General features: G+C 66.9%; 27 protein-coding genes and 1 tRNA gene. 27 read left to right on the forward strand and 1 reads right to left on the reverse strand.

Annotated elements, in window-relative coordinates; genetic code table 11:
• The first annotated feature begins 42 nt into the window (after positions 1-42).
• From ACTJI2_RS13695 to ACTJI2_RS13810, 24 genes are all read left to right on the forward strand, one after another.
• Positions 43-996 (forward strand): hypothetical protein, encoded by a 954-nt coding sequence (locus ACTJI2_RS13695; RefSeq protein ID WP_440842465.1) that lies wholly within the window; start codon positions 43-45, stop codon positions 994-996.
• A gap of 89 nt (positions 997-1,085) precedes the next feature.
• Positions 1,086-1,646: a hypothetical protein gene (locus tag ACTJI2_RS13700; RefSeq protein WP_440842466.1), complete on the forward strand. Its 561-nt coding sequence runs from the start codon at positions 1,086-1,088 to the stop codon at positions 1,644-1,646.
• 12 nt (positions 1,647-1,658) lie between these two features.
• Complete coding sequence (locus tag ACTJI2_RS13705) at positions 1,659-2,084, forward strand: gp436 family protein (protein WP_440842468.1); 426 nt, start codon at positions 1,659-1,661, stop codon at positions 2,082-2,084.
• Complete coding sequence (locus ACTJI2_RS13710) at positions 2,081-2,650, forward strand: phage protein Gp37 (RefSeq protein ID WP_440842470.1); 570 nt, start codon at positions 2,081-2,083, stop codon at positions 2,648-2,650. The genes ACTJI2_RS13705 and ACTJI2_RS13710 overlap by 4 nt, the downstream gene beginning before the upstream one ends.
• A gap of 3 nt (positions 2,651-2,653) precedes the next feature.
• The gene (locus ACTJI2_RS13715; RefSeq protein WP_440842472.1) at positions 2,654-2,857 is read left to right on the forward strand and encodes a DUF2635 domain-containing protein; all 204 of its coding nucleotides are present in this window, start codon (positions 2,654-2,656) and stop codon (positions 2,855-2,857) included.
• Positions 2,854-4,311, forward strand: coding sequence for a phage tail sheath subtilisin-like domain-containing protein (locus ACTJI2_RS13720; protein ID WP_440842473.1), 1,458 nt, complete (start codon positions 2,854-2,856; stop codon positions 4,309-4,311). Before ACTJI2_RS13715 ends, ACTJI2_RS13720 begins: the two co-directional genes overlap by 4 nt.
• A gap of 11 nt (positions 4,312-4,322) precedes the next feature.
• Positions 4,323-4,688, forward strand: coding sequence for a phage tail tube protein (locus tag ACTJI2_RS13725; protein WP_440842475.1), 366 nt, complete (start codon positions 4,323-4,325; stop codon positions 4,686-4,688).
• Positions 4,688-5,002 (forward strand): hypothetical protein, encoded by a 315-nt coding sequence (locus tag ACTJI2_RS13730; RefSeq protein ID WP_440842476.1) that lies wholly within the window; start codon positions 4,688-4,690, stop codon positions 5,000-5,002. Before ACTJI2_RS13725 ends, ACTJI2_RS13730 begins: the two co-directional genes overlap by 1 nt.
• A 114-nt stretch (positions 5,003-5,116) precedes the next feature.
• Positions 5,117-6,949, forward strand: a complete 1,833-nt coding sequence (locus ACTJI2_RS13735) for a phage tail tape measure protein (RefSeq protein ID WP_440842477.1) — start codon at positions 5,117-5,119, stop codon at positions 6,947-6,949.
• Positions 6,949-8,142: a DNA circularization protein gene (locus tag ACTJI2_RS13740; protein ID WP_440842479.1), complete on the forward strand. Its 1,194-nt coding sequence runs from the start codon at positions 6,949-6,951 to the stop codon at positions 8,140-8,142. Before ACTJI2_RS13735 ends, ACTJI2_RS13740 begins: the two co-directional genes overlap by 1 nt.
• Positions 8,135-9,211 carry a phage baseplate assembly protein gene (locus tag ACTJI2_RS13745; RefSeq protein ID WP_440842481.1) on the forward strand — a complete coding sequence of 359 codons (1,077 nt, stop codon included), beginning with the start codon at positions 8,135-8,137 and terminating at the stop codon, positions 9,209-9,211. Before ACTJI2_RS13740 ends, ACTJI2_RS13745 begins: the two co-directional genes overlap by 8 nt.
• Positions 9,211-9,720, forward strand: coding sequence for a phage baseplate assembly protein V (locus ACTJI2_RS13750; protein WP_440842483.1), 510 nt, complete (start codon positions 9,211-9,213; stop codon positions 9,718-9,720). Before ACTJI2_RS13745 ends, ACTJI2_RS13750 begins: the two co-directional genes overlap by 1 nt.
• A complete protein-coding gene (locus ACTJI2_RS13755; RefSeq protein WP_440842485.1) occupies positions 9,720-10,166 on the forward strand; it encodes a phage GP46 family protein in 447 nt (148 codons plus the stop codon). Before ACTJI2_RS13750 ends, ACTJI2_RS13755 begins: the two co-directional genes overlap by 1 nt.
• Position 10,167: 1 nt before the next feature.
• Complete coding sequence (locus ACTJI2_RS13760; RefSeq protein ID WP_440842487.1) at positions 10,168-11,220, forward strand: baseplate J/gp47 family protein; 1,053 nt, start codon at positions 10,168-10,170, stop codon at positions 11,218-11,220.
• Complete coding sequence (locus ACTJI2_RS13765) at positions 11,217-11,879, forward strand: YmfQ family protein (RefSeq protein WP_440842489.1); 663 nt, start codon at positions 11,217-11,219, stop codon at positions 11,877-11,879. Before ACTJI2_RS13760 ends, ACTJI2_RS13765 begins: the two co-directional genes overlap by 4 nt.
• Positions 11,880-11,891: 12 nt before the next feature.
• On the forward strand, positions 11,892-12,590 hold the full coding sequence (locus ACTJI2_RS13770) for a gp53-like domain-containing protein (RefSeq protein WP_440842491.1): 699 nt from the start codon (positions 11,892-11,894) through the stop codon (positions 12,588-12,590).
• A gap of 4 nt (positions 12,591-12,594) precedes the next feature.
• Positions 12,595-12,990 (forward strand): tail fiber assembly protein, encoded by a 396-nt coding sequence (locus ACTJI2_RS13775; RefSeq protein WP_440842493.1) that lies wholly within the window; start codon positions 12,595-12,597, stop codon positions 12,988-12,990.
• Between the two features lie 3 nt (positions 12,991-12,993).
• On the forward strand, positions 12,994-15,138 hold the full coding sequence (locus tag ACTJI2_RS13780; RefSeq protein WP_440842495.1) for a right-handed parallel beta-helix repeat-containing protein: 2,145 nt from the start codon (positions 12,994-12,996) through the stop codon (positions 15,136-15,138).
• Between the two features lie 144 nt (positions 15,139-15,282).
• Entirely contained in the window at positions 15,283-15,468 is a 186-nt protein-coding gene (locus ACTJI2_RS13785) for a hypothetical protein (RefSeq protein ID WP_440842497.1), read from the forward strand.
• Complete coding sequence (locus ACTJI2_RS13790) at positions 15,465-16,601, forward strand: GNAT family N-acetyltransferase (protein WP_440842499.1); 1,137 nt, start codon at positions 15,465-15,467, stop codon at positions 16,599-16,601. Before ACTJI2_RS13785 ends, ACTJI2_RS13790 begins: the two co-directional genes overlap by 4 nt.
• The gene (locus ACTJI2_RS13795) at positions 16,601-17,197 is read left to right on the forward strand and encodes a formyltransferase family protein (RefSeq protein ID WP_440842501.1); all 597 of its coding nucleotides are present in this window, start codon (positions 16,601-16,603) and stop codon (positions 17,195-17,197) included. Before ACTJI2_RS13790 ends, ACTJI2_RS13795 begins: the two co-directional genes overlap by 1 nt.
• A gap of 229 nt (positions 17,198-17,426) precedes the next feature.
• Positions 17,427-18,317, forward strand: a complete 891-nt coding sequence (gene accD / locus ACTJI2_RS13800) for an acetyl-CoA carboxylase, carboxyltransferase subunit beta (RefSeq protein ID WP_141453307.1) — start codon at positions 17,427-17,429, stop codon at positions 18,315-18,317.
• A 16-nt stretch (positions 18,318-18,333) separates the two neighbouring features.
• Positions 18,334-19,677: a phosphoglucosamine mutase gene (gene glmM / locus ACTJI2_RS13805; RefSeq protein WP_183642372.1), complete on the forward strand. Its 1,344-nt coding sequence runs from the start codon at positions 18,334-18,336 to the stop codon at positions 19,675-19,677.
• 68 nt (positions 19,678-19,745) lie between these two features.
• A complete protein-coding gene (locus ACTJI2_RS13810; RefSeq protein WP_183642371.1) occupies positions 19,746-20,684 on the forward strand; it encodes an isopenicillin N synthase family dioxygenase in 939 nt (312 codons plus the stop codon).
• A gap of 169 nt (positions 20,685-20,853) precedes the next feature.
• On the opposite strand, the gene ACTJI2_RS13815 is transcribed toward ACTJI2_RS13810, so the two are convergent.
• Complete coding sequence (locus ACTJI2_RS13815; RefSeq protein WP_318288838.1) at positions 20,854-21,657, reverse strand: SDR family NAD(P)-dependent oxidoreductase; 804 nt, start codon at positions 21,655-21,657, stop codon at positions 20,854-20,856.
• Between the two features lie 119 nt (positions 21,658-21,776).
• Between ACTJI2_RS13815 and tpiA the strand changes: the two genes are divergently transcribed.
• From tpiA to ACTJI2_RS13830, 3 genes are all read left to right on the forward strand, one after another.
• A complete protein-coding gene (gene tpiA / locus ACTJI2_RS13820) occupies positions 21,777-22,535 on the forward strand; it encodes a triose-phosphate isomerase (RefSeq protein ID WP_318288839.1) in 759 nt (252 codons plus the stop codon).
• Positions 22,536-22,592: 57 nt separating this feature from the next.
• Entirely contained in the window at positions 22,593-23,066 is a 474-nt protein-coding gene (gene secG / locus ACTJI2_RS13825) for a preprotein translocase subunit SecG (RefSeq protein ID WP_225562217.1), read from the forward strand.
• Positions 23,067-23,117: 51 nt separating this feature from the next.
• Positions 23,118-23,202: transfer RNA gene (locus tag ACTJI2_RS13830), tRNA-Leu, on the forward strand.
• Positions 23,203-23,359: the final 157 nt, after the last annotated feature.

Below are 23,359 nucleotides of genomic sequence, written 5' to 3' on the forward strand. Positions count from 1 at the left end.
CAGTACCGCACTACCTGATCCCAATCATCCAAGGAAAACCGCATGTCTCAGAATTCCGCCCAGGTCCGCGTCGTCGATCCGATTCTGTCGGAGCACGCGCGCGGCTACCGCCGCCCCGGCAACGTGGGCTATTCGCTGTTCCCGCGCGCTCCCGTCACCGCCTACGGCGGCAAGGTGCTGACCTTCGGCAAGGAGGCGTTCCGCCTCTACAACGCCAAGCGCGCCCCCGGCTCGACCGTCAAGCGCATCAATCTGGGCTATGCGGGTGAGCCCTACGCCATCACCCCGTCCGCGTTGGAGGGCCAAGTCCCGTGGGAGCACCTGAAGGATGCCGACGCGGTGCCCGGCATCAACCTGGGCTCGCGCGCGGTCAACGTGGTGCTCGCCGCGATGGAACTCGGGCACGAGTATGACTGCGCCCAGATCGCGCGTGATGCGACCAAGTACGACAACGACCACAAGGTGGCGCTGCTGGCTGGTGACCGCTGGAAGAGCGACACCAGCGATCCGAACAAGGACGTCCAGCTGGGCATGGAAGCGATCGGCGACAGCATCGGCATCGAGGGCAACACCGTTCTGCTTTCCCGCTCCGCGTTCAATGCCTGCAAGCTGAATCCGAAGATCATCGACCGCATCAAGCACACCTCGCGCGACTCGGTGACCATCGAACTCCTCAAGGCGCTGTGGGACGTCGAGAACATCGTGGTGGGCGGCGCGAAGGCCGCGACCGGCCCGAACGATGCGTTCAGCAACGTGTGGGGCGATGACGTGGTCGTTGCCTACGTCGCGCAGGGTTCCGGCGATGGCATGGGCAACATGGAAGAGCCGAGCTACGGCTACAGCTACCTCATCGAAGGCATGCCTTCGGTCGAAGAGCCCTACAACGATCGCGGCACGCGTTCGTGGGTCTATCCGGTGGCCAGCGACCAGACCCCGGTCCTCTCCGGTATGACCGCCGGCTATCTGATCCAGGGCGCGGGCGCGCCGCCGGCCTAATCCGCCGCATCGTCACGCCGCCGGCTATCCGGCACCACCGGGGCGGCGCGGCCTAGCCGCGTCGCCCCAACTTTTCCCAGGAGCACCGCATGTCCCGGAACCGCACGAATGCCGCCAGCCGCGCGCCCGCCGCGCCGCAGGCAAAAGACAACCAGGGCGCCACTCAGGCGACCGCCAGCCAACCGCCGGCCGACGCCGCCGACAACACCAACACCAACGCCAGCGAAGGAAGTGCGGAACTCGGCGGCGGCCAAGGAATGCAGGCCGCCGCCGCCGAGGCCAATGCCGGCGCAACGAATACCACCGCGAGCGACGCCGCCGATGCCGAAAAGGATGCCGGCGGCGGCACCAACGCCGAGGGCGGCCAGGGAGCGCAGGAAGCCCTCGGCGGGGGCACGGCCACGGAGTCGCGCAATCCCTTCGATGACGCCAAGCGGCCGCCGAATCTGGGGGAGCGTCCGATCTTCGACGTGGTGACACCGTTCAAGTACCAGGGCGTGGTGATGAAGCCCGGCATGAACATCATCGGGAACCCGGATGCGCTGGAGGCGCTGACGCCTTACCTGCGCGAGGGCGTCATCAAGCCGGTCGAGTTCCGTGAGTTCGACGTGTCGCCGTTCGACCCGGCGTCCGGAACCTTCATCGAGTAATCGGCGGCCACGATGCCTTACGCCACGCAAAACGACCTGGTCGAGCGCTTCGGTGAAACCGAGGTCATCCAGCTGAGCGATCGCGACAACACCGGCACGATCAACGTGCCGGTGGTGGCCGCGAAGCTGGCTGATGCTGACGCGGAGATCGACGCCTATCTGGCAAAGCGGTTCCAGCTGCCGCTTCCGACCGTGCCGACCGTGCTCAAGCGCGTAGCGTGCGACATTGCCCGTTATCACCTGTACGACGACCGCGCCACGGATGACGTGGTGCGGCGATACAAGGCTGGCCTGGACTTTCTGACGAAGGTCGCCGCCGACGAAGTGAGCATCGGCGTGGATCCGGGCGGCCAGACGCCGACCGGCACGGACCTTCCGGAATTCAGTTCCGGTCCGACCGTGTTCGATCGCCGCACGCTGGGGGACTTCACCGGATGAGCATCCGCGAAGTCGAGGACTATTTCGTCGCGCTCATAAAGGCGCGTTTCGCGCGTAGGGTGCGCGCGGTCGAGAGCCTACCGGCGGATTGGGACGATGACACCTTCCGCCGCATTCTGCGGCAAGCGCCGGGCGTGTTCGTCGTGTTCGGAGGCGGTGACGCCGATCCGTCGTTCGACGAGCAGGGCCGGCCGGTGATCGAGGGCCAGTGGGGATTCACTGCCGTGACCACCCATGCCGGCGGCGAGCTCGCTCGGCGGCACGGCGATCAGCGGGAGATCGGCGCCTACGAGATCGTCGAGGTGTTGACCACGCTGCTGCACGACCACGACGTGCCGGGTCATGGACAGATGAAACTCCGCAGCATCAAGAACCTGTTTACCGATGGGGTGGAGAAGCAAGGCGCTTCCATCTATGGCGTCGAGTTTTCCCTGCCCATGTTCGTGACACCAGAGAACGGGGAACAACCCGACCTGGGCACCTTCCGCACCTTCCACGACGACATCGATCCCGCGCCGAAGGATGGCCGGGTTCTGGCGTCGGACATCACCAACCTGGAGCAGTAACCGATGGCACAAATCCGGCTGTACCTCATTCCCGCACGCGGCCTCCGCGTCATCAATCCGGAAACCCGGCGCCCGCTGCCCCCGGAAGGTGAAGAGGTCGCGCGCGACGCCTACTGGCAGCGCCGCATTGATGACGGTGACGTGGCCGAAGGCGCACCGCCGAAGGCCAAGACCACCAAGCCCACCACGCAGGAGACCGAGAAGTGATTTCATTCAACCTGATTCCCCTGAACCTGCGCACGCCGGGCCAGTACCTGGAATTCGACAACAGCCAAGCCTCGCGCGGTCTTCCGATCGTCCAGCACAAGATGCTGATCATCGGCATGCGCCTCGCGGTCGGCGTGGTGGCGGCGAACGTGCCCACGCCGATCCTGTCGACGGCAGCGGCCGAGGAAGCATTCGGCCGCGGCTCGCAGGCCGCCGCGATGGTGGCGGCGGTTAAGGCCGTCAATCGTCGTCTGGATCTGACTGTGATCGCGCTGGACGACCTCGAGGCCGGTGTCGCGGCGACGGGTACGATCACCGTCGCAAACGCCCCGACCGCCTCCGGCGTTCTGGCGCTCTACGTCGCCGGCACGCGCATCCAGGTGGGCGTCGCGGCCGGCGCCACCACCGCCAGCATTGCAACCGCGATCGGCGCAGCTATCAACGCCGTGACGCAGCTGCCGGTGACGGCGGCCGTGGTCGGTAGCGCCGTCACCCTGACTGCCCGGCACAAGGGCGTCATCGGCAACTCCATCGACGTGCGCCATAGCTACAACGTCGGTGAATCCCTGCCGACCGGGCTCGGCCTGACCATCGCCGCGATGGGGGGCGGCGCAGGCAATCCGGACATCACTGCCGCGATTGCCGCGATGGCGGACGAGCAGTACCACACGATCGCCCTGGGCTTCACCGATGCCACGAATCTGGCCGCAATGGAGGCCGAACTGGCGCGGCGTTGGGGGCCGATGGCGCAGAAGGAGGGACATGCCTTCGTGGGCGCGACCGGCACCCATGCCGCGCTGGTGACCTTGGGCGACTCCCGCAACAGCCCGCACCTGACCATCATGGGCGCCGGCAAGTCGCCGAGCCCGCCCTGGCTGTGGGCGGCCACCACGGCGGCCGTGGACGCCACCGAGACTGATCCGGCGCGTCCGCGCCAAACGCTCGCGCTGCCCGGCCTGCTGCCGGCCGCCATCGCGGACCGCTTCGACGAGGCCGAGCGCAACCTGCTGCTCTTCGATGGCATCAGCACGCACACGCTCGATGCCGGCGGCATGGTCCGGGTCGAACGCCTGATCACCACCTACCAGGAGGACGCGACGGGCAATCCCGACGAGTCCTATCTGAACATCGAAACGGTGCGCACGCTGGCGTACATCCGCCTCGCGATCCGTACCCGCATCGCGCAGCGGTTCCCGCGTCACAAGCTGGCGAATGATGGAACGGCGTTCGCGCCGGGTCAGGCGGTCGCCACGCCCAGCCTCATCCGTGGGGAACTGATCCATCTGTTCCGCGAGTTGGAGGCCGAAGGGCTGGTCGAGAACTTCGACCAGTTCAAGGCGGATCTCGTCGTCGAGCGGAACGCGGCCGATCGCGATCGTGTCGACGCCCTCATCCCGCCGGATCTGGTCAACCAGCTGCGCACCTTCGCCGGCCTCATCCAGTTCATCAAGTAACGGAGTCCACAATGGCAAATCCCCTGAAGCGCCTCGGCAAGGCGAAGATCAAGATGGGCGGCGTGACGCTCGAAACGATGCCGGGCGCAACGCTGGACATCGGCGGTACGACCCGCACGTCGCAGGTCGGCGCCAATGCCGTCCTTGGTTTCACCGAGGCCGAAAAACAGTCCCGCCTGGAATGCACCGTCTCCATCAAGGGCGGCACGCGCGTCGAAGACCTGCACGTCGAAGACGCCACCATCACCTTCGAGGCCGATACCGGCCAGAACTGGTCCATCCGGAATGCGTGGTCCGTCGAGACGCCCGTCGTGGACTCTGGCGCCGGCACCGCGCGCTTCGTGTTCGAGGGCCCGGCCGCAGAGGAGATCGGCTGATGTCCGGCGAAGACATCCGCGTCAGCGGCACTTTCAAGCGCGGCCTCAAGGTCGGCGAAACGGTGCATAAGGAATTCGTGCTTCGCGCCCCTACCGCGTCGGACTATTTCGAGGCGGAAGTGGATTGCCCCGATTCGACCCGGTTCATCACGTTCCGCACGTCGCTGGCCGTGCGGCAGCTGGTGCGGATCGGGAGTTTCGAGGGGCCGTTCACGCTGTCCATGCTGGGCAAGCTGCACCCCGGCGATCTGCGCTTGCTCCTGGACAAGCGGGATGAGGCCGAAAACCTGGGGGAAGGCGAGCAGCCCGCCTAGAAACGCTCCACCGAGCCGAGCTGCTGATCGCCAAGTACACCGGCTGGAGCCGAGAAACAATCCGCGCCCTCCCGTTGGCCGAATTCCAAAGTTACGTCGAGATTCTGACGCCCGATGAATAGCAATCTGACTCTCGCCGCCCGCCTGCAACTGGACTCGCGCAAGTGGTCCGAAGGATTGAGCCGAAGCCGTGCGGACACGCGCGGCTTCGTTGCCGGTGTAAAGCGGGAATTCGCCGAACTTCGCGGATTCATGGCTTCCACCACCGGAAAGCTGGCAGGCATCGGGGCCGGCGTCTCCTTTGCCAACGAACTGCGGCGGTCGGCGCGGATGGATCAAGCCCTGGCGCGGACGGGGCAAACCGCCGATGCAACGAAGGGGCAGATCGCCGGATTGCGTGGGGAACTTCACCAGCTGGCGCAGGGGACCGGCGAAGCCGTCGCCGATCTCCAGGCGGGTGTCGATGTCCTCATCGCATCGGGCATGCGGTGGGATGAAGCGCGCTCGACCATCAATGGCGTCGGCAAGGCAATGGCGGTGACCGGCGCGCAAGCGGACACGCTTGCCGGCGCCCTGGGCGTCGCGTCGACCGCCTTCGACTTCGATCTCGCCAAGCCGGGCAAAGCGCTGGAACTGCTCGACAAGATGACCGTCGCCGGCCGCAAGGGCAATGCCGAACTGGAGAACCTCGGCAGCATCTTTTCCCGCGTGGGCATGAACGCGCGGGGCGCGGGTTTCGGGTTCGAGTCGACGCTCGCCTTCATCGAAGGGCTTTCCATGATCGAGCGCCAGCCCGAGCGCTTGGCGACGCTGGCCGATAGCACGCTGCGGCTGTTCACCAATGCCAAATACATGAAGGACGCGCAGAAGGCGACCGGCGTGCGATTTTTCGACAATGCCGGCGGCCGGCGTGATCCGCTGGTGATTCTGGCCGACATGAAAAAGATCATGGATGGGATGAAGACCGACGCCCAGCGCGAGGGCTTCCTTTCCCGTGCTTTCGGTAATGCGGACCTGGACACGATCAAAGGTCTGCGCGCTCTGCTCAGTGGTAGCGCGCTGTCCAAGATCAGCACCTTCACCGCCGACATTCGCGGCGCGACCGGCACCATCGAGCGCGACTTGCCGAACGCCATCAACAATGCGGTCAGTGCTTCGGGTCGGCTCAAGGCCAACCTGATCGAAGCCGCCGATCGCTTCGCCAAGCCGATCAACAACGCATTCACCCGGTTGACCGACTGGGCGCTGCGCAGTAAGGAAAAGGGCGGGCTGGAAATGTCCGGCGGTGAGATGGCCCTGGCTGGCGGCATCAGCCTCGCCGCGCTCTATGCCGGCGGGCGGCTGGGCAAGGGCTTGCTCGGCCGCCTGTCCGGCGGCGCCGCGACGCTGGGAACCGGCGTGGCGATGGGCCAAGCCCTGGAGAACGTGGGTGCCGCTACACCCGTGTTTGTCGTCGGCGCCGCGCCCGGCGTGTTCGGCGGCGGCGCGGGCGGCGGCATGTCCCCGATCGTGGCCGGCGGCACCACCGCTGCCGGCGGACGCGCCACGACCACGGTCGGTGGCTTGTTGCGCCGCCGCTTGGCCGGCGCCGCGACCGGCCTGGGCAGGTTCGCCACCGTGGCCACCGTGCCGCTCGCGTTCGCCATGTACGGCGGCAATGCCGGCGCCGAAGCCGCAGCCGCGCAGCAGGGCCGTGGCCCCATGCCGGGAGGCTTTCGGGGCTGGCTGGGTGATCGCGTGAACCGTGGCGCCGGGATCTCCGCCACCACCGATTTCTTCCGCCAGTTCCAGGCGCAGCAGGGAAAGGTCGACCTGAACATCAATGTCCGCGATGACCGCGTTTCGGTATCCGTTGGCGGCGCTTCCGGCGTCGGCAATGTGCGCACTTCCGGAACCAGCGGGCCGAGCCGGCGCTATCGGCGCGGCCGCGTGATGGGTGACTCGTAATGGCGTGGCGCGACCAGCTGCTGCCGGCGTCGTTCCGGGGCGTTCCATTCGAGGTGCTCGACGAGCGCGCGACCTTCGGGCGCAGAACCGTCCTGCACGAGTTCCCCTTCCGCGACGTGCCGTTCGTCGAAGATCTCGGCCGCCGCGCGCGCGAGCTCCAGATCCGCGCCATCATCGTTGGCTCCGATTACATGGAGCGCCGGGATGCGCTGATCGCGGCCGTCGAGGAAGCCGGCAGCGGAAAACTGGTTCACCCGCAGTACGGCGAGATGCAGGTGAGCATCAGCTACGGCGTGGACATCGAGACCAGCACCGCAGAGGGTGGCTGCTGCCGGATTCAGTTTTCATGTGTGGAAACCGGGGATGCCCGATTCCCCAGCGCGCAGGCCGCAACGGCGGACGTTGTGGAAGAGCGCGCCGAGGACGCGCAGGAAACGCTACGCGAGCGCTTCGCGTCGATCTTCGACCTGAGTGGCCTGCCGGCATGGGCAAGCGATGACGCGCTGCTGAGGGCGCAGGACTGGCTGTCGGAGGTACGCGCCGTCGTCGCGCCGATCGCCCAGGCCATCGACCGGGGCGACGTGCTGGCGCTGGTTTCCTCGCTCAATTCGGGATTGGCCGGGAAGCTGCGCGCGCCTCTGGCGATGGCCGAAAGCGTGATCGGCATCGTCCGCTCGCTGCGGCTTGCATTGCCCGCCAGAGACGCCACGCGCGCGCTACAGACGCTCGGAGGCTTCCAGGCCGGGCAGACCTTCGTCCCGCCCACCACGCCCAGCACGCGGGCGCAGGCGCGCAACCGGGACACGATGCTCGAACTGATGCGCGGTGCCGCCGTGGCTGAGGCCGCCGTTGCGCTGTCCCGGACCGTCTTCACCGACTACAACCAGGCCGTGACCCTGCGCGACGCCATCACGGACCAGATCGACGCGATCGCCGAAGTCACGCAGGAGGACGCGCTGTATCACGCGCTGTCCGACCTGCGCGCTGCGGTCGTGCGCGACCTGGACGCGCGTGGGGCGAATCTGGCCCGCGTGGCGTCGTACCCGATGCCGGCGACGATGCCGGCGGTCGTGCTGGCGTGGACCCTGTATCAGGATTCCGGCCGCGATCTGGAACTGGCCGAGCGCAACCGCATTCGTCATCCGGGCTTCGTGCCGGGCGGCGTGACGCTGGAGGTGCTGGTCGATGGCTGAGATCACACTGGACATCGGCGGAACCGCCTTCGGCGGCTGGAAGAGCGTTCAAGCCAGCACCAGCCTGGAAGATATGTCCGGCCAGTACACGCTCGGGTTGTCGGAGCGCTGGCCGGAACAGAGCAGCCCCTTGGTCATCCCCGAGGGCGCCTTCGCCCGGCTGCGCATCGATGGCGAGGCCATCATCACCGGCTATGTCGATTCCATCGACCACGGCCACGATGGGCACGCGCACGACCTGAGCGTGACCGGCCGGGACAGCACCGCCGACCTCGTGGACTGCTCGGCGGTCCATGCGAAAGGGGAATGGCGCAATGCCCGTCTGGACGTCATCGCCCGCGATCTGGTCAAGCCCTTCAACATCCGCGTCATCGTCGAGGGCGACATCGGTGCGCCGTTCCCGGTGTGGACAATTGAGCCGGGCGAAACGGTCTTTAGCACGCTGGAACGCGCTTCCCGGCAGCGGGGCGTGCTCCTGACCAGCGACGGGCAAGGCGCCCTCGTGATTGGCAAGCCGGGCACCACGAAGGTTCCCACCGCCCTACGCACGGGTGACAACGTGCTTTCCATGCGCAGCCGCAACGATCAGGGCGACCGGTTCAGCGAATACATCGTGAAGGGACAGATGGCCGGCACCGATGACGCCTACGGCGAAGCGGCCGCGGCCGTCAGGGCGAGGGCGGCGGACGCCGGTATCACTCGGCACCGCCCGCTGATCGTCATTGACGAAGACCAGGGCGACATTGCCGGCTTCCAGCGCCGCGCGAAATGGGAGGCAACCGTGCGCGCGGCGCGCGGTCTGACCATCGAATGCACCGTGCAGGGCTGGAAGCACGCCGGGGGCGTATGGCGGAAGAACACGCTCGCGCAGGTCTATGACGAGGTGCTACGGATTGATCGGGAACTACTGATTCGTGATGTCGAGTACCTGCTGGATGAAGGCGGCCAGCGCTGCCAGATGGTGCTTACCCCGCGCGAGGCTTACTCGATGATTGAAATGCCGGCGAAGCGCAAGGCGCCCGCCCGCCGTGGCCGCAAGTCGGACGACGCGGAGGACGTTTTCCGATGATGAGCAAGGTCCGTCTGATGATCAGCCGCGCGGTGATCCGGCTGGTCGACGACGCCCTGAAAGTCCAGGGCAATCAGGTAACGATGCTGGACGACGAAGCGCGCGCCAGTGTGGAGCGATTCCAGGAGTATGGATTCACCAGCGTGCCGCGCGATGGCGCCGAGGCAATCGCCGTAGCGGTGGGCGGGTCGCGCTCCCACATGGTGGTGGTGGCCACCGACGACCGGCGCTACCGGAAGCGCGATCTGAAACCGGGTGAAGTCGCGCTCTATACCGACGAAGGCGACTACGTCTTGCTCAAGCGTGGGCGCATCGTTGAGGTGAAAGCCGGCACGCGGCTACGCGTGGACGCTCCGGAAGCCGAGTTCCTGGGCAACTTGCACGTCAATGGGCAAATTACCTGCGATGGCGACGTGAGCGACAAGAACGGATCCATGCAGGAGCAGCGCGAGACCTACAACCAGCATACCCACGGCGCGACGCCGCAGCCTTTGCCGAGGATGACCTGATGGACATTCGGACGGTGTTCGTCGGCGAGGAGCAGTCCTGCGACTGGTTGCTGGCAGGCGGTGATCTGGAAAGCGACGACGGCCTCGAAACGGCGGTCGTGCTGAGCCTCTTCACCGATCGGCTTGCCGACCGCGACGACGTTGTGCCGGACGGTTCGGCCAACCGCCGGGGCTGGTGGGGCGATGACTACGCCGACCAGGAAGGCGACCACGTCGGTTCCAAGCTGTGGCTGCTGTCGCGCGAGAAGCAGCTGCCGTCCGTCCTCGAACGGCTGCGGCGCTATGCGGAGCAATCCCTACGTTGGCTCGTCGAGGACGGCATTGCCCGGTCGGTCACCGTGCAGGCCGAGTTTCCACGCGCGGAGGTCGTGGCCTATGCCGTGACGATCGAGCGCGCGATCGGCGGCCCCGTCGTGTACCGCTTTGAAACCTTCTGGAATTCCTGAGATGGCCTTTTCCCGCCCCACCCTGAAAGAGCTCGTCGAGCGCGTCCTCGCGGATATTTCCTCGCGGGTGACCGGCGGCAACGCCATTCCCCGTCGGAGCAACCTGGGCGTCATCGGTCGCGCCGTTGCCGGCGTTGCACACGGCCTCTATGGCTTCATCAGCTGGCTCGCACGACAGGTCATTCCGGACCTTGCTGAGGGTGAGTTCCTTGCCCGTTGGGCCAGCGTGTGGGGCGTCGGGCGCCGGCCAGCAGCACCCGCGACCGGCTCGGTGGTGTTCACTGGCACCAACGGTATCGCGATTCCGGCGGACACGCGGATGATGCGGGCGGATGGCGCGGAGTTCGCGACCACCGCCGAGGCGGTCATTGCTGTCGGGCAGGCCGTGGTGCCTGTTTCAGCGGTTGAGCCGGGCGCAGCCGGCAACACCGACGCCAATGTGTCACTCGCAGTCGCCGCGCAGATCATCGGCGTATCTGCCACGGCCAAGGTCGCAACCGGTGGCCTGGGCGGCGGTAGCGATCTGGAATCCGACGAATCCCTGCGCGCCAACCTGCTCAACCGGATCCAGCGCCCACCGCAGGGCGGCGCGGCTTACGACTATGAGACCTGGGCGAAACAGATTCCGGGCGTGACGCGCGCATGGTGTCGCCCGCTGTGGCAAGGGCCGGGCACGGTGGGCGTGCTCTTCGTGCGTGACGGCGACGGCAATTTTATTCCGGATGCCGGCGAGATCGCGACGGTGCGCGCCTACATCATGGAACGCCGCCCGGTAACCGCCGAGGTCTACGTCGTGGCACCGCAGCCGATGCCGGTGGCCATGCGTCTTTCGGTGCGGCCGGACACGCCCGCCGTGCGCGCCGCTGTCCAGGCCGAACTGGCGGACCTTTACCGCCGCGTGGGCGCGCCCGGTGTCCGGCTGCCGTTGACCCACATCCGCGAGGCGATCTCGCTGGCTGCCGGCGAGCAAGACCACGATCTGCAGATCCCCTCGGCGGACGTGCAGCCCGGTCCTGCGCAGATTCCCGTCCTCGGGCTGATTACGTGGGTATGACGGGCCGCGACTACCTGCGCCAGCTGCAAGCCTTGCTCCCGCTGGGCAAGGCATGGACGCGCGCGCCCGGCGCGTTGTTGTCGCGTGTGCTCGAAGGTCTGGCGCAGGAGTTCGCGCGCATCGAAGCGCGCGCCGAGTCCGTCATGGACGAAGCGGACCCGCGCACCACGCTGGAACTGCTGCCGGATTGGGAGCGCACCGCCGGCCTGCCGGATAATTGCAGTGGCGAACTGCGGCCGACGCTGCTCGGTCGCCGGCAGGATCTGGTCAGCAAACTCAACGCCGTGGGCGGCCAGACGCCGGCCTACTTCATCGAGATCGCAAAGGCACTCGGCTACGCGATCGAGATTCAGGAATATCACCCGTTCCGCGTCGGCCATAGCGCGGTCAACGAACCCATCAACGACGGGCGTTGGGCGCACGTCTGGGCCGTCATCGCGCCCAATGTCACTCAAACCTTCTGGACCGTGGGACAGAGCTCGGTCGCCGAGCCGCTGTCGCGCTGGGGAAACCAGTCCCTGGAATGCCGGCTCAACGAACTGAAGCCCGCGCACTCGGTGCTGATCTTCATCTACACCGGCCGCGAGTCCTACCTCCTGCTCAACGACGGCACGCCGATTCTGCTCAACGACGGCGGCTACATCCTCCTCAACTCGTAACCGAGGCCGATCATGTTCCGAATCGATGTTCCCACCGCAGCCCAGACCCTGAGTGCGCCTGCTGCCGCCGGCACGCCGGGCTACTTCACCGAAGGCAATCCGCAGACCGGCCAGCCGGCCACCATTCCCGGCATGGACTGGTTCAACATGGTGCAGGAAGAGCTCATGGCGATCCTCGCGGCCGCCGGCATCAATCCGTCGAAGGCGAACCGTGGGCAGGTGGTAGCGGCGATCCTTACGCTGATCGCTACCGGCGGCGCGCCGTTGGTGTGGGGTGGCATTTCCGGCAATCTCGCCAACCAAGCGGACCTTGTTGCTGCGCTCGCTGGTAAGTCCAACACCGGCCACACGCACAACTTTGGCATCGCCGATATTGCCGGCCTTGCCGCCGCGCTGGATCCGGGCAAGTCGCTGGCAGCGAATGGGTGGTGCAAGCTGCCCAACGGCCTGATCATGCAATGGGGCACGTATCAGGCGTTCCAAGAGGAAGGCGCGACGCCGCCGATTTCCTTCCCGATCACCTTCCCCGCACAGTGCTTCGGCGTCTGGCTCACGGACATCAACTTCAACGCCACCATCGTGAGCGACAACTACGCCGAGCTCTACATCAAGGATCGCGCTTTCTTCCGCGCCATGATCCAGGCGATGTCCACGCCAGACGTGGTCGGCACCGGCTGGCACGGCTGTGAATTCTTCGCCCTCGGAGTCTGACCATATGAAGCACTTTTACTCTCCCTCCTTGCGCGGTTTCCTGATCGAAGGCGTCCACCGCGACATTCCCGATGACGCCATCGAGATCACCGCCGCCGAGCACCAGCTGCTGCAACGAGGTCAAGCCGAGGGCAAGGTGATCGGCATCGGTGCCGGCGGCCGCCCAGCCCTGCAAGATGGCTGGGCCGCCGATGCCGAGGAACTGGCAAAGTTCGCCCGCCGCCGCCGCGACAACCTGCTCAAGGCCAGCGACGCGCGGATGCTGCCCGACTATCCGATGCCCGAGGCCGAACGTGCGGCATGGGTCGAGTATCGGAAGGCGCTGCGGGCAGTCCCGCAGCAGGCGGGATTCCCCCATGAAATTTCGTGGCCGGTGATGGTCGCGCCCACCGAGGACTGATGCATGTCGGACTACATCCGGAATCTGCCGCAAACGATCAACCCGTCCAACACCTCCCTGGCTGGCGATCAGGGCGGGCGGGACGTGCGTGTCGTGGTGGGAGCGCCGGGTGGCGTTCCCGGCCTGGACGAGAACGGCAACATGGATCCGCGCCACCTTCGGGACGAAGGCGTCATCAACGTCAAGGTCTACGGCGCGCGCGGTGACGGTCAGACCGACGACACGGCGGCGATCCAGCAGGCATTGGACGAGCTCCATCAGCGCGGCGGCGGCTCGCTCTTCTTTCCCGCCGGCACCTACATGATCAAGCCGGTGGAGACGAGCCACCTGTGGGTCACGTTGTCCTCGAACCGGCGTAACTACGCCGGCCTGCTGGTGCCGTCGAACGTGCGGATTTTCGGCGTTGGCAGCCGCAGCGAGATCAAGCTGATCGACACCTTGCCGAGTCCTGGCACCACGGACGGGCGTGGCGACTTCGCGACCACGCATATGATGGTCAATCGCGGCGCGATCGGCCTGCCGAAGACCGTGGTCGACCGGAACATCGTCGTTCATGACCTAAAATTCAACGGCAATCTCGTTGAACAGTCCGGCGAAGGCGTTAGCTTCTGTGGCGTCGAGGGATTTCTGATCCAGAACTGCGAGTTCACCGGCTCCTACTACGAGACCAACTATTTCGTTTTTAGCCGGGGCGGCGAGTTCATCAACAACCGCTGCTATGCCAACGGCATCTACCAGATCGACGGCGGCGGCCCGATGGTGGACGGTTCCAGCCACATCACCGTTTCCGGAAACGTGATTACCGATAGCGGCTACTACGCGATCCTGCTCATCGACAGCTGGAACGTGGCCTGCCGCAACAACAAGATCTATCCGGGCACGTATGCGCACTCTGCCGGCTATCAGGCCATCCGCGTTGCCGGCTGCTCGCTGAGCGAGATCAGCGGCAACACGATCGTCGATAGCGGCTATTCCGCTATCTGGTTGCACAACGGTCACACCAATATCGTCGCGGATAATGCCATCGTCCATGCCGGGTACGCGGCCGGCGGCGGCTCCAACATTCACGGCATCACGGCCGACTACACCGCCGGCAACAAAGGCGGCCGGCACATCATCCGGGGAAACCGGGTGATGGACAGTTTCGGTGCCGGCATCGCGGTTCTGGAAGCGTTCCCTGCCAACAGCAGCGTTCAGGAGAACGCGGGCTGCATCATCGAGGGCAACACCTGCGCTTTCAACGGCCGCGACGGGATCGCGGTCATCGGCAAGTTCCACCGCATCAACGGGAATACCTGCGAGTCCAATGGCCTGACGGTAACTGACGGCGTTCCGGGCAACGGTTACAACGGGATCGCGCTCAACGGCGCCCGCTGGTGCATCGTGGAGGGCAACACCTGCACCGACATTCCCCAGGCCGGCTCGGTGCCGCTGAACATGGACGCGAAGAACGGGACCGAGGTGAACCCGCCGCGCCTGATCAACCACGGCGGCCGGACGCAGAATTACGGCATCGTCGAGTATCCGGCCGACACGCGCGAGGAAGCACCCACCACCGTGACCCGCAGCGGCACCACGGTGACGGTGACTCGCGCCGGGCACACGGTGCAGACCGGTCAGCTCATTCACTGCTACAACGGCGCGCCGAACGACTACAACGGCTATTTCTCCCCAACCGTGGTGGACGCCAACACCTTCACCTATCAGATGGTGGGCAATCCCAACACCATCGCCTCGATCGTGGCGTCCGGCGGCAAGATGGTCCTCACCACCAACGACCCGCTCTGGCTGGAAGTGGGCGAGGTCTGGAACTGCTTTATCAGCAACGGCGACGCGGCCGGCGACTGGTACGCCATCGTCACCGGGACGCACACGGCACGGCTGGAGAACATGCCGACCAGCCTGGGCGTCGCCGGCAGCACCGCGTGCAACTTCTGCCAATTCGGCGGCGGCGACACACCGGATGCGCCGTTCGTCTACGCGGCCGAGAGCTACGCGGCGGACAACAACATCATCCGGCACAACATGCTCGCGCAGAACCTCGCCAACCCGGTGCTCGGCAACGGCCCCGGCTATAAGGCTTATGTGCGTGGTGTGATGGTCTGCGGCGCGAATTCGCAGGTGGCAAACAACCTGAGTCACCCGTAAGAAACAGGGCGACGGGACGACAGCGGCAACTGCCGGCCCGCCGCCGCAACACACGCGATTCAGCCGCGTGGCTTTGGCCTAGACCCTGCTGCTCTCGCGAGAGCAGGACAAGTCTGGCCTTCCCCCATCGCAAAGGCTGAGATCGTGAAGCAATCGAGCAAGAAGGGGCCGGCGCCGCGCGCCGCCGGCAAGACGCCGGGTCGCAATGGCTACCGGTACAAACAGCAGTTCGGCATCGTCGTCGTCTGTGATGACGAACAGGCCCAGCAGCGGGCTTTCGAGCGCCTCAAGCGCGCCGGGTTCAACAAGCTGCGCGTGGTGACCGTATGAAGCTGGCCGTTAGCCATTCCTGCGCCGAGTTCGACAGCTACCGCGCGGCGCGCGTGAAGTCGCTTTTCAACTGCGAGAGCGGCGCCCGGTTCGACCTCGAGGTCGACCTGACCATCGATGATCCGGACTGGTCCGTGGGCGTCATCGTCGGCCCGTCCGGCTCAGGCAAGACCAGCCTCGGGCGGCAACTGTTCGGCCCGCGCGCCATGTGGGCGCCGCGCTGGCCGAAGGGCGCGCCGATCGTCGATGCCATCGCCCCCGGCGGCGACTTTGACACGGTGCCGGCGGCGCTGTCGGCGGTCGGCCTCGGCTCGGTGCCGGCGTGGCTGCGGCCGTATGACGTGCTCTCCAACGGCGAGCGCTTCCGTGCCGACTTGGCCCGGCTGATAGCGGAACGGCCCGCCCGTGCGGTGGTCGATGAGTTCAGCAGCGTGGTGGACCGGCAAATCGCGCGCGTCGGCGCGATGGCGTTCGCCAAGAGTTGGCGGCGCGGCGCCGGGCAGGCGGTGCTCCTGTCCTGCCACTACGACATCCTCGATTGGGTGGAACCGGATTGGATTCTGGACACGGCTTCCGGGAAGTTCGAGCGGGCGAAAGCCGGGAGGCGTCTTCGGCGACGGCCGCCGATCACTTTCGACGTTCGGGAAGCGGACCGGCGGCTGTGGCCGGCGTTTGAGCCGCATCACTATCTGAGGTTGCCGGCGATGATCGCTGCGACTTACTACGTCGCCACGGTGGAGGACCAGCTGGTTGCGCATGTGGCCGTGTCCACCCGTCCGGGCCTGCGAGAGGCCCGCGCGTGCCGTCTGGTGGTGATGCCTGAGTGGCAGGGCGCCGGCATCGGCCTTCGCTTTCTGGCGGCCGTCTGCGAGCGCTGGCGGACCGGCAAGAACCGGCACGGCATTCGCGTCCCCACGCTGTTCCATACCAGCCACCCCGGCCTGTGCGCCGCCCTGCGCCGTGACCCCCGTTGGACGCAGGTAAGCGCCATGCTGGTCGGGGAGAACCGTGCTCGGTCCGTGATGCAGCTGCGCAAGGCAGTGGAACGCGGTCGGATGTCTGCCATCGGTTCCGGCTTCGGCGGTCACTTCCGCGCCGTCCAGGGCTTCCGCTACCTAGGGGAGGCCGCCTGATGCGCGTCATGGTGATCGGCCAGAAATGGCTGGGCACGGAGGTGTTGGCGATGTTGCTCAGCCAAGGCCACGAGGTGGCGGCCGTAGCGGCGCCAGTCGGCGACCGGCTGGCGACGGCGGCAGTGGCCGCCGGCATTCCGACCGGCGACCCCGGCGCGTCGCTGGCGGCGGCGTGGGTGCCCGAAGGTGTCGACCTGCTGGTCGCGGCGCATGCCCATTGCTTCATTACCCGGCGTGCCCGCCAGCGGGCAAGGCTGGGGGCGCTGGGCTACCACCCGAGCCTGCTGCCGCGTCACCGAGGCCGCGATGCGGTCCGATGGGTCATCCACATGCGGGAGCCGGTGACCGGCGGGACGGCGTACTGGATGACCGACCGGGCGGATGCCGGCCCGATCGCGGCGCAGGACTGGTGCCATGTGCGCCCTGACGACGACGCGGCATCCCTATGGCGGCGGGAGTTGGGGCCGATGGGCGTCCGGCTGCTGGGTCAGGTCGTCGCCGAGGCGGCCGATGGCCGGGTGACTCGGGTCGAGCAGGAGGAGGCGGTGGCGACGTGGGAGCCGGCGTTCAGCCGGCGGCCGCTGTCGGCGGCCTAGCCGGTACAATGCAGGAGACGCAATTTCCTTGCGCCCCCTGCAACCCGAGCCGCTAGTGATTTATCGCGCCTACGCCGGGCGATTTATCGCGCGGCGCTACATCCGGCACGCCCTGGACCAGCCCTGAGCCCGTACCCCTCCGGGGTGAGGGGCGGCCTTGGACGGCCTGCTAAACTGACCCGTCTGCCCATCCGCGGGATGGGCCCCTGAACGGGATTGTCGATAACGCATGAGCTGGCTCAGCAAACTGATGCCGTCGGGCATCCGCACCGAGGGCGGTGGCGCCAAAAGCAAACGCAGTGTGCCCGAAGGGCTGTGGGAGAAGTGCGACCGCTGCGGCGCGGTGCTCTACCGCCCGGAACTGGAAGAAAACCTGGAGGTCTGCCCCAAGTGCGGCTTCCACATGTCCATCCGCGCCCGCGCGCGCCTGCAGGCGCTGTTCGACCCGGGCAGCATCGAGGAAATCAGCACCGGGCTGGCGCCGGTCGACGTGCTGAAGTTCCGCGACCAGAAGAAGTATTCCGACCGCTTCAAGGCGGCGCAGAAGGCGACCGGCGAGCATGACTCGCTGGTGGCGATGAAAGGCACCCTGAAGCAGCGTCCGCTGGTGGCCTGCGCCATGGACTTCGCCTTCATGGGCGGTTCGATGGGTTCGGTCAGCGGCGAGAAGTTCGCCCGTGCCGCCGAACGCGCCCTGGCCGACCGCGTGCCGCTGGTGTCGTTCGCCGCCAGCGGCGGCATGCGCATGCAGGAAAGCCTGTTCTCGCTGATGCAGATGGCCAAGACCTCGGCCGCGCTGGCGCGCCTGCGCGAGCAGGGCATCCCCTACATCTCGGTCAGCACCCATCCCACCTTCGGTGGCGCCTCGGCCTCGTTCGCGATGCTGGGCGACATCAACATCGCCGAGCCGGAAGCGTTGATCGGCTTCGCCGGTCCGCGCGTGATCGAGCAGACCGTGCGCGAAACGCTGCCGGAAGGTTTCCAGCGCGCCGAATTCCTGCTGGAGCACGGCGCCATCGACCAGATCTGCGATCGCCGGGAAATGCGCGATCGCCTGGGCGATCTGCTGGCGCTGCTGCTGAACCAGCCGCGGCCGCAAGAAACCGAAGTCATCGCTTGAGCAAGGAGGCACTCCGATGAGTCGCAAGTATTTTGGTACCGACGGCATCCGCGGGCGGGTCGGGCAGGGCCCGATCTCGGCCGATTTCGTCCTGCGCCTGGGCAACGCGCTGGGTCGCGTACTGTCCGAGAACACCGGGCGGCGCCCGACCGTGGTGATCGGCAAGGACACCCGCATTTCCGGCTACATGTTCGAAGCCGCGCTGGAAGCCGGGCTGGTCGCCGCCGGCGCCGACGTGCAGCTGATGGGGCCGATGCCGACCCCGGCGGTGGCGTTCCTGTCGCGTACCCTCGGCGCCGACGCGGGCATCGTCATCAGCGCTTCGCACAACCCGCACTACGACAACGGCATCAAGTTCTTCTCGGCCGAAGGCGAGAAGCTGGACGACGCCACCGAGGCGGCGATCGAGGCCGCGCTGGATGGCGACTTCGTCACCGTCGAGTCGGAAAAGCTGGGCAAGGCGATCCGCAGCCGTGACGTGGTCGGCCGCTACATCGAGTTCTGCAAGGCCAGCGTGCCGCGCGGCTTCGATCTGCGGGGCCTGAAGATCGTGCTGGACTGCGCGCATGGCGCGACCTATCACATCGCGCCGCTGCTGTTCCGCGAGCTGGGAGCGGAGGTTGTCGCCATCGGCGCCGAGCCGAACGGCGTGAACATCAACGACGGCGTCGGCTCGATGCATATCGACAATCTCGCCCGCAAGGTGCGCGAGACCGGCGCGGATCTGGGCATCGCCTTCGACGGCGACGGCGATCGCGTGCTGATGGCCGACGACCAGGGCAATCCGGTCGACGGCGATGATCTGCTGTACGTCCTGGCCACGGCCTGGCAGCGGAGCGGGCGGCTGAAGGGCGCGGTGGTCGGCACGCTGATGACCAACTACGGCCTGGAGCGCGCGCTGGCCGAGCGCCAGGTGCCGTTCCTGCGGGTCAAGGTCGGCGATCGCTATGTCCACCAGGGCCTGGTCGAGGGCGGCGGCGTGCTGGGCGGCGAAACCTCGGGCCACTTGCTGTGCCTGGATCGCGCGACCACCGGCGACGCCATCGTCAGCGCGCTGCAGGTGCTGGAAGTGCTCAAGAGCGGTGGGCAGTCGCTGCGCCAGGCGCTGGCCGGCCTGTCCAAGGTGCCGCAGAAGACCATCAACGTGAAGCTGGCCAACGGCGGGCGTCCGGCCGAGGCCGCGAGCGTGCAGGCCGCGCTGGCCGAGGCGCAGGCGGCGGTGTCCGGCCGCGGCCGCGCCTTCCTGCGCCCGTCCGGCACCGAGCCGGTGGTGCGGGTGACCGTCGAGGCCGACGACGACGCGCTGATGCAGGCCACGCTGGAGAAGCTGGCCGAGGCCGTGCGCGCCGCGGCCGCTTGAGGCCGATCAATGCAATCCTGGCGCCGGTCGGCTGGAATGACGCCGCCGCGCCCTCCTGGAGCAAGTGAATGAGTTCCCGTATTCCCACCCTGGACATCACCCGTTTCGACACCGACCGCGAGGCCTTCGTCGCCGAGCTGGGCGCCGCCTACCGCGAATGGGGATTTGCCGGCATCCGCAACCACGGCATCCCGCAGGCCGACATCGACGCCGCCTATGACGTGTTCAAGCGCTTCTTCGCACTGCCGGAAGAGACCAAGCGCAAGTACCACGTGCCGGGCAGCGGCGGCGCGCGTGGCTACACGCCGTTCGGCGTGGAGACCGCGAAGGACTCCAAGCATTTCGATCTGAAGGAGTTCTGGCACATCGGCCGCGAGATTCCCGATGACTCGAAGTATCGCGAGGTGATGCCGCCGAACCTGTGGCCGGACGAAGTGCCCGGATTCCGCGAGCACGGCTATGGCCTCTACGACGCGCTGGACAAGCTGGGCGCGCGGGTGCTGTCGGCGCTGGCGCTGCACATCGGGCTGGCGGAGGACTATTTCGCCGACAAGACCAACTCCGGCAATTCGATCCTGCGGCCGATCCACTATCCGCCGATCACCGCCGACGACATTCCCAACGTACGGGCCGGCGCGCACGAGGACATCAACCTGATCACGCTGCTGGTCGGCGCCAGCGCCGCCGGCCTGGAAGTGAAGTCCCAGCAGGGCGAGTGGGTGCCGTTCACCTCCGACGCGGACACCATCGTGGTCAACATCGGCGACATGCTGCAGCGCCTGACCAACCACGTGTATCCATCCACCACCCATCGGGTGGTGAACCCGCCGGGCGAGGAGGCGCGCAAGCCGCGCTATTCGGTGCCGTTCTTCCTGCATCCGAATCCCGATTTCCTGATCGACGTGTTGCCCTCGACGATCAGCACCGACAATCCCAAGCGCTATCCCGAGGCGATCACCGCGCAGGGCTACCTCGAAGAGCGCCTGCGCGAGATCAAGCTCAAGTAAGCACGCGTCGATGCCACGCCTGTGGCATCCGGTGCCCTCAGGCAAGAAGCTCGCGCCGGGACGGCGCTCCTACCGCGCGGAATGCGACAGATGGTAGGAGCGGCCTCCGGCCGCGAGCTTTTTCTATCCGGCCACGGATTTTCCGCCCGCCGCAAGATTTTCCCGAAGCTCAATCGGCCTTGCGGATCCGCGAGGAATTCCGGCTCATCAACCGGAACCGCACGTGATCCGACAGGTGCCGGGTGACTCCGTGCAGCAGGCGGTAGCGCCAGCCCGGCACCACGATCACGCGTCCGCGCTCCAGTCCGTCGATGCCGGCGCGCGCCACCGCGTCGGCCTGCAGCCAGAGCTTCTTCGGCAGCTTGTCCATCATTACGCGGGTACCGGTGACGTCGTGGAATTCCGACCAGGTGAAACCGGGACAGAGCGCGCAGACCTTCACGCCGCGATCCGCGTTTTCCTGCGCCAGCGACTCGCTGAACTTGATCAGGAAGGCCTTGGCGGCGGCGTACAGGGTCTGGCCGTTGGAGCCCGGCATCAGCCCCGCGAAAGAGGCGACGTTGAGGATGCGACCGTCCGGGAAAGCACGCAGCGAGGGCAGCAGCCGCCAGGTCAGTTCGCACACCGCATGGATCATCACCTGCAGGAACGCGGCATGGTCCGGCCATTCGCGGTTCTGGTAGCGGCCGGGCACGCCGAAGCCCGCGTTGTTGACCAGCACGCGCACGGCCAGGCCGCGCGCCTGGATGGCCTCGCACAGGCCGGCCACGCCATCGGCGGCGGCGAGATCGGCGGCAATCACTTCCACCGGCACCTGCGGGCGCAGTTCCGCCGCCAATACTTCCAGGCGCTCCCGCCGGCGCGCGGTGAGGATCAGCGGTACGCCACGGCGCGCATATTCACGCGCGATTTCCGCGCCGATGCCGCTGGAGGCGCCGGTGATCAGGGCGTAGCCGGAAGGCGTAGGGGACATGCGAGGACTCCTGTCGATGCCAAGACTCGGGTTCCGCCGCATGGTAATGCGTGCGGCCGCGCTTGCCGGAAATCCCACATCGGCTATCCTTGCGCGCCCACTGGACAGGAATTGGTCTTATGCGCCGCAAAATCGTGGCCGGAAACTGGAAGCTCCACGGCGACCGCCAGTTCGCCTATGCGCTGATGGACGAGATTGCCACGGGCCTGCCGCTGGCCGGGGTGGACGTGCTGATCCTCCCGCCGCTGCCGTATCTGGGCGAGCTGGTCGAGGACTACGCGCCGCAGGGCTTCGCGCTGGGTTCGCAGGACGTGAGCAGCAACGAGAAGGGCGCGTATACCGGCGAGGTCTCCGCCTCGATGCTGGTCGATGTCGGTGCCACCCATGGCTTGGTCGGCCATTCCGAACGCCGCCAGTACCACCACGAGGACAACGAACTGGTCGCGCGCAAGTTCATCGCCGCGCGCAACGCCGGCCTGGTGCCGGTACTTTGCCTGGGCGAAAGCCTGGCGCAGCGCGACGCGGGGCAGACCGAGGCCGTGGTCGGCGCGCAGTTGCGGGCGGTCCTGGACGCCGCCGGGGTGGAGGCGTTCGAACGGGCCATCGTGGCCTATGAACCGGTCTGGGCCATCGGTACCGGCCGCAATGCCAGCCCGGCCCAGGCCCAGGCCGTTCATGCATTCATCCGTGGCGAAGTGGCCGGACGCGATGCTAGAATCGCCGATTCGCTGCCCATCCTGTATGGCGGCAGCGTCAAGCCCGACAACGCCGCGGAACTGTTCGCGCAGCCCGATGTCGATGGAGGGCTGGTGGGTGGTGCGTCGTTGGTGGCGCGCGATTTTCTCGCCATCGCGAAAGCGGCGGCGGAGCGGGGCTGATCCCCCGCGGGTCCGGCCGTGGCCGGGCCTTCCAACCTGTTTCGGGACGAATTCGAAATGATGCTGATCCTCAATGTGGTCTACGTGCTGATCGCCATCGCGATCATCGCGCTGGTGCTGATGCAGCGCGGTTCGGGCGCGCAGGCCGGGTCCGGCTTCGGCGCCGGTGCCTCCGGCACGGTGTTCGGCGCGCGCGGCGCCTCCAACTTCCTGTCCAAGAGCACCAAGTGGCTGGCGATCGCCTTCTTCGGCATCACCCTGTTCATGGCCTGGCACGCCTCGCACAGCGCGCGCCCGACCACCCAGCAGAACCTGGGCGTGATGACCCAGCAGCAGGCTCCGGCGGCCGGCGCGCCCGCGGCCGGCGAGCTGTCCGTCCCCGCGCAGCCGACCACGGTGCCCGCGGCGCCCGCGACCCAGCCGCAGCCGGCCCCGACCACCGTGCCGGCCGCGCCGGCGCAGGCACCGGAAACCGGCAGCCAGCCGCAGCAGGCCCTGCCGCCGGTGGAAGCACCGTCACAGGGCGGTTGAACCGGGCTACAATACCGGCCCGCAATCGGTGACCGGTTGCAGAGTTTCAATGCCCAGGTGGCGGAATTGGTAGACGCACTACCTTGAGGTGGTAGCGGCGAAAGCTGTAGGGGTTCGAGTCCCCTCTTGGGCACCAATCGAAGCGGCGAACCGGCGACACGCCGGCCGGCCGCGGCAATGGAAAGCGAAGCCCGCGCAAGCGGGCTTTTCTTTTGTCCATGAAAAGCGCCGCGTACAGCTTCGTAAACGTTTACTAGTCAGTTCACTAACCGGTACAATTCCGCCGATCCATT

This window comes from Pseudoxanthomonas sp. 22568 (genome assembly GCF_052044485.1).
Lineage (GTDB): Bacteria > Pseudomonadota > Gammaproteobacteria > Xanthomonadales > Xanthomonadaceae > Pseudoxanthomonas_A > Pseudoxanthomonas_A beigongshangi.

Bases quoted from the DNA above. Each gene is read 5' to 3' on its own strand.
- ACTJI2_RS13695 (WP_440842465.1), top strand. From the start codon at position 43: ATGTCTCAGAATTCCGCCCAGGTCCGCGTCGTCGATCCGATTCTGTCG.
- ACTJI2_RS13700 (WP_440842466.1), top strand. From the start codon at position 1,086: ATGTCCCGGAACCGCACGAATGCCGCCAGCCGCGCGCCCGCCGCGCCG.
- ACTJI2_RS13705 (WP_440842468.1), top strand. From the start codon at position 1,659: ATGCCTTACGCCACGCAAAACGACCTGGTCGAGCGCTTCGGTGAAACC.
- ACTJI2_RS13710 (WP_440842470.1), top strand. From the start codon at position 2,081: ATGAGCATCCGCGAAGTCGAGGACTATTTCGTCGCGCTCATAAAGGCG.
- ACTJI2_RS13715 (WP_440842472.1), top strand. From the start codon at position 2,654: ATGGCACAAATCCGGCTGTACCTCATTCCCGCACGCGGCCTCCGCGTC.
- ACTJI2_RS13725 (WP_440842475.1), top strand. From the start codon at position 4,323: ATGGCAAATCCCCTGAAGCGCCTCGGCAAGGCGAAGATCAAGATGGGC.
- ACTJI2_RS13730 (WP_440842476.1), top strand. From the start codon at position 4,688: ATGTCCGGCGAAGACATCCGCGTCAGCGGCACTTTCAAGCGCGGCCTC.
- ACTJI2_RS13735 (WP_440842477.1), top strand. From the start codon at position 5,117: ATGAATAGCAATCTGACTCTCGCCGCCCGCCTGCAACTGGACTCGCGC.
- ACTJI2_RS13740 (WP_440842479.1), top strand. From the start codon at position 6,949: ATGGCGTGGCGCGACCAGCTGCTGCCGGCGTCGTTCCGGGGCGTTCCA.
- ACTJI2_RS13745 (WP_440842481.1), top strand. From the start codon at position 8,135: ATGGCTGAGATCACACTGGACATCGGCGGAACCGCCTTCGGCGGCTGG.
- ACTJI2_RS13750 (WP_440842483.1), top strand. From the start codon at position 9,211: ATGAGCAAGGTCCGTCTGATGATCAGCCGCGCGGTGATCCGGCTGGTC.
- ACTJI2_RS13755 (WP_440842485.1), top strand. From the start codon at position 9,720: ATGGACATTCGGACGGTGTTCGTCGGCGAGGAGCAGTCCTGCGACTGG.
- ACTJI2_RS13760 (WP_440842487.1), top strand. From the start codon at position 10,168: ATGGCCTTTTCCCGCCCCACCCTGAAAGAGCTCGTCGAGCGCGTCCTC.
- ACTJI2_RS13765 (WP_440842489.1), top strand. From the start codon at position 11,217: ATGACGGGCCGCGACTACCTGCGCCAGCTGCAAGCCTTGCTCCCGCTG.
- ACTJI2_RS13770 (WP_440842491.1), top strand. From the start codon at position 11,892: ATGTTCCGAATCGATGTTCCCACCGCAGCCCAGACCCTGAGTGCGCCT.
- ACTJI2_RS13775 (WP_440842493.1), top strand. From the start codon at position 12,595: ATGAAGCACTTTTACTCTCCCTCCTTGCGCGGTTTCCTGATCGAAGGC.
- ACTJI2_RS13780 (WP_440842495.1), top strand. From the start codon at position 12,994: ATGTCGGACTACATCCGGAATCTGCCGCAAACGATCAACCCGTCCAAC.
- ACTJI2_RS13790 (WP_440842499.1), top strand. From the start codon at position 15,465: ATGAAGCTGGCCGTTAGCCATTCCTGCGCCGAGTTCGACAGCTACCGC.
- ACTJI2_RS13795 (WP_440842501.1), top strand. From the start codon at position 16,601: ATGCGCGTCATGGTGATCGGCCAGAAATGGCTGGGCACGGAGGTGTTG.
- accD (WP_141453307.1), top strand. From the start codon at position 17,427: ATGAGCTGGCTCAGCAAACTGATGCCGTCGGGCATCCGCACCGAGGGC.
- glmM (WP_183642372.1), top strand. From the start codon at position 18,334: ATGAGTCGCAAGTATTTTGGTACCGACGGCATCCGCGGGCGGGTCGGG.
- ACTJI2_RS13810 (WP_183642371.1), top strand. From the start codon at position 19,746: ATGAGTTCCCGTATTCCCACCCTGGACATCACCCGTTTCGACACCGAC.
- ACTJI2_RS13815 (WP_318288838.1), bottom strand. From the start codon at position 21,657: ATGTCCCCTACGCCTTCCGGCTACGCCCTGATCACCGGCGCCTCCAGC.
- tpiA (WP_318288839.1), top strand. From the start codon at position 21,777: ATGCGCCGCAAAATCGTGGCCGGAAACTGGAAGCTCCACGGCGACCGC.
- secG (WP_225562217.1), top strand. From the start codon at position 22,593: ATGATGCTGATCCTCAATGTGGTCTACGTGCTGATCGCCATCGCGATC.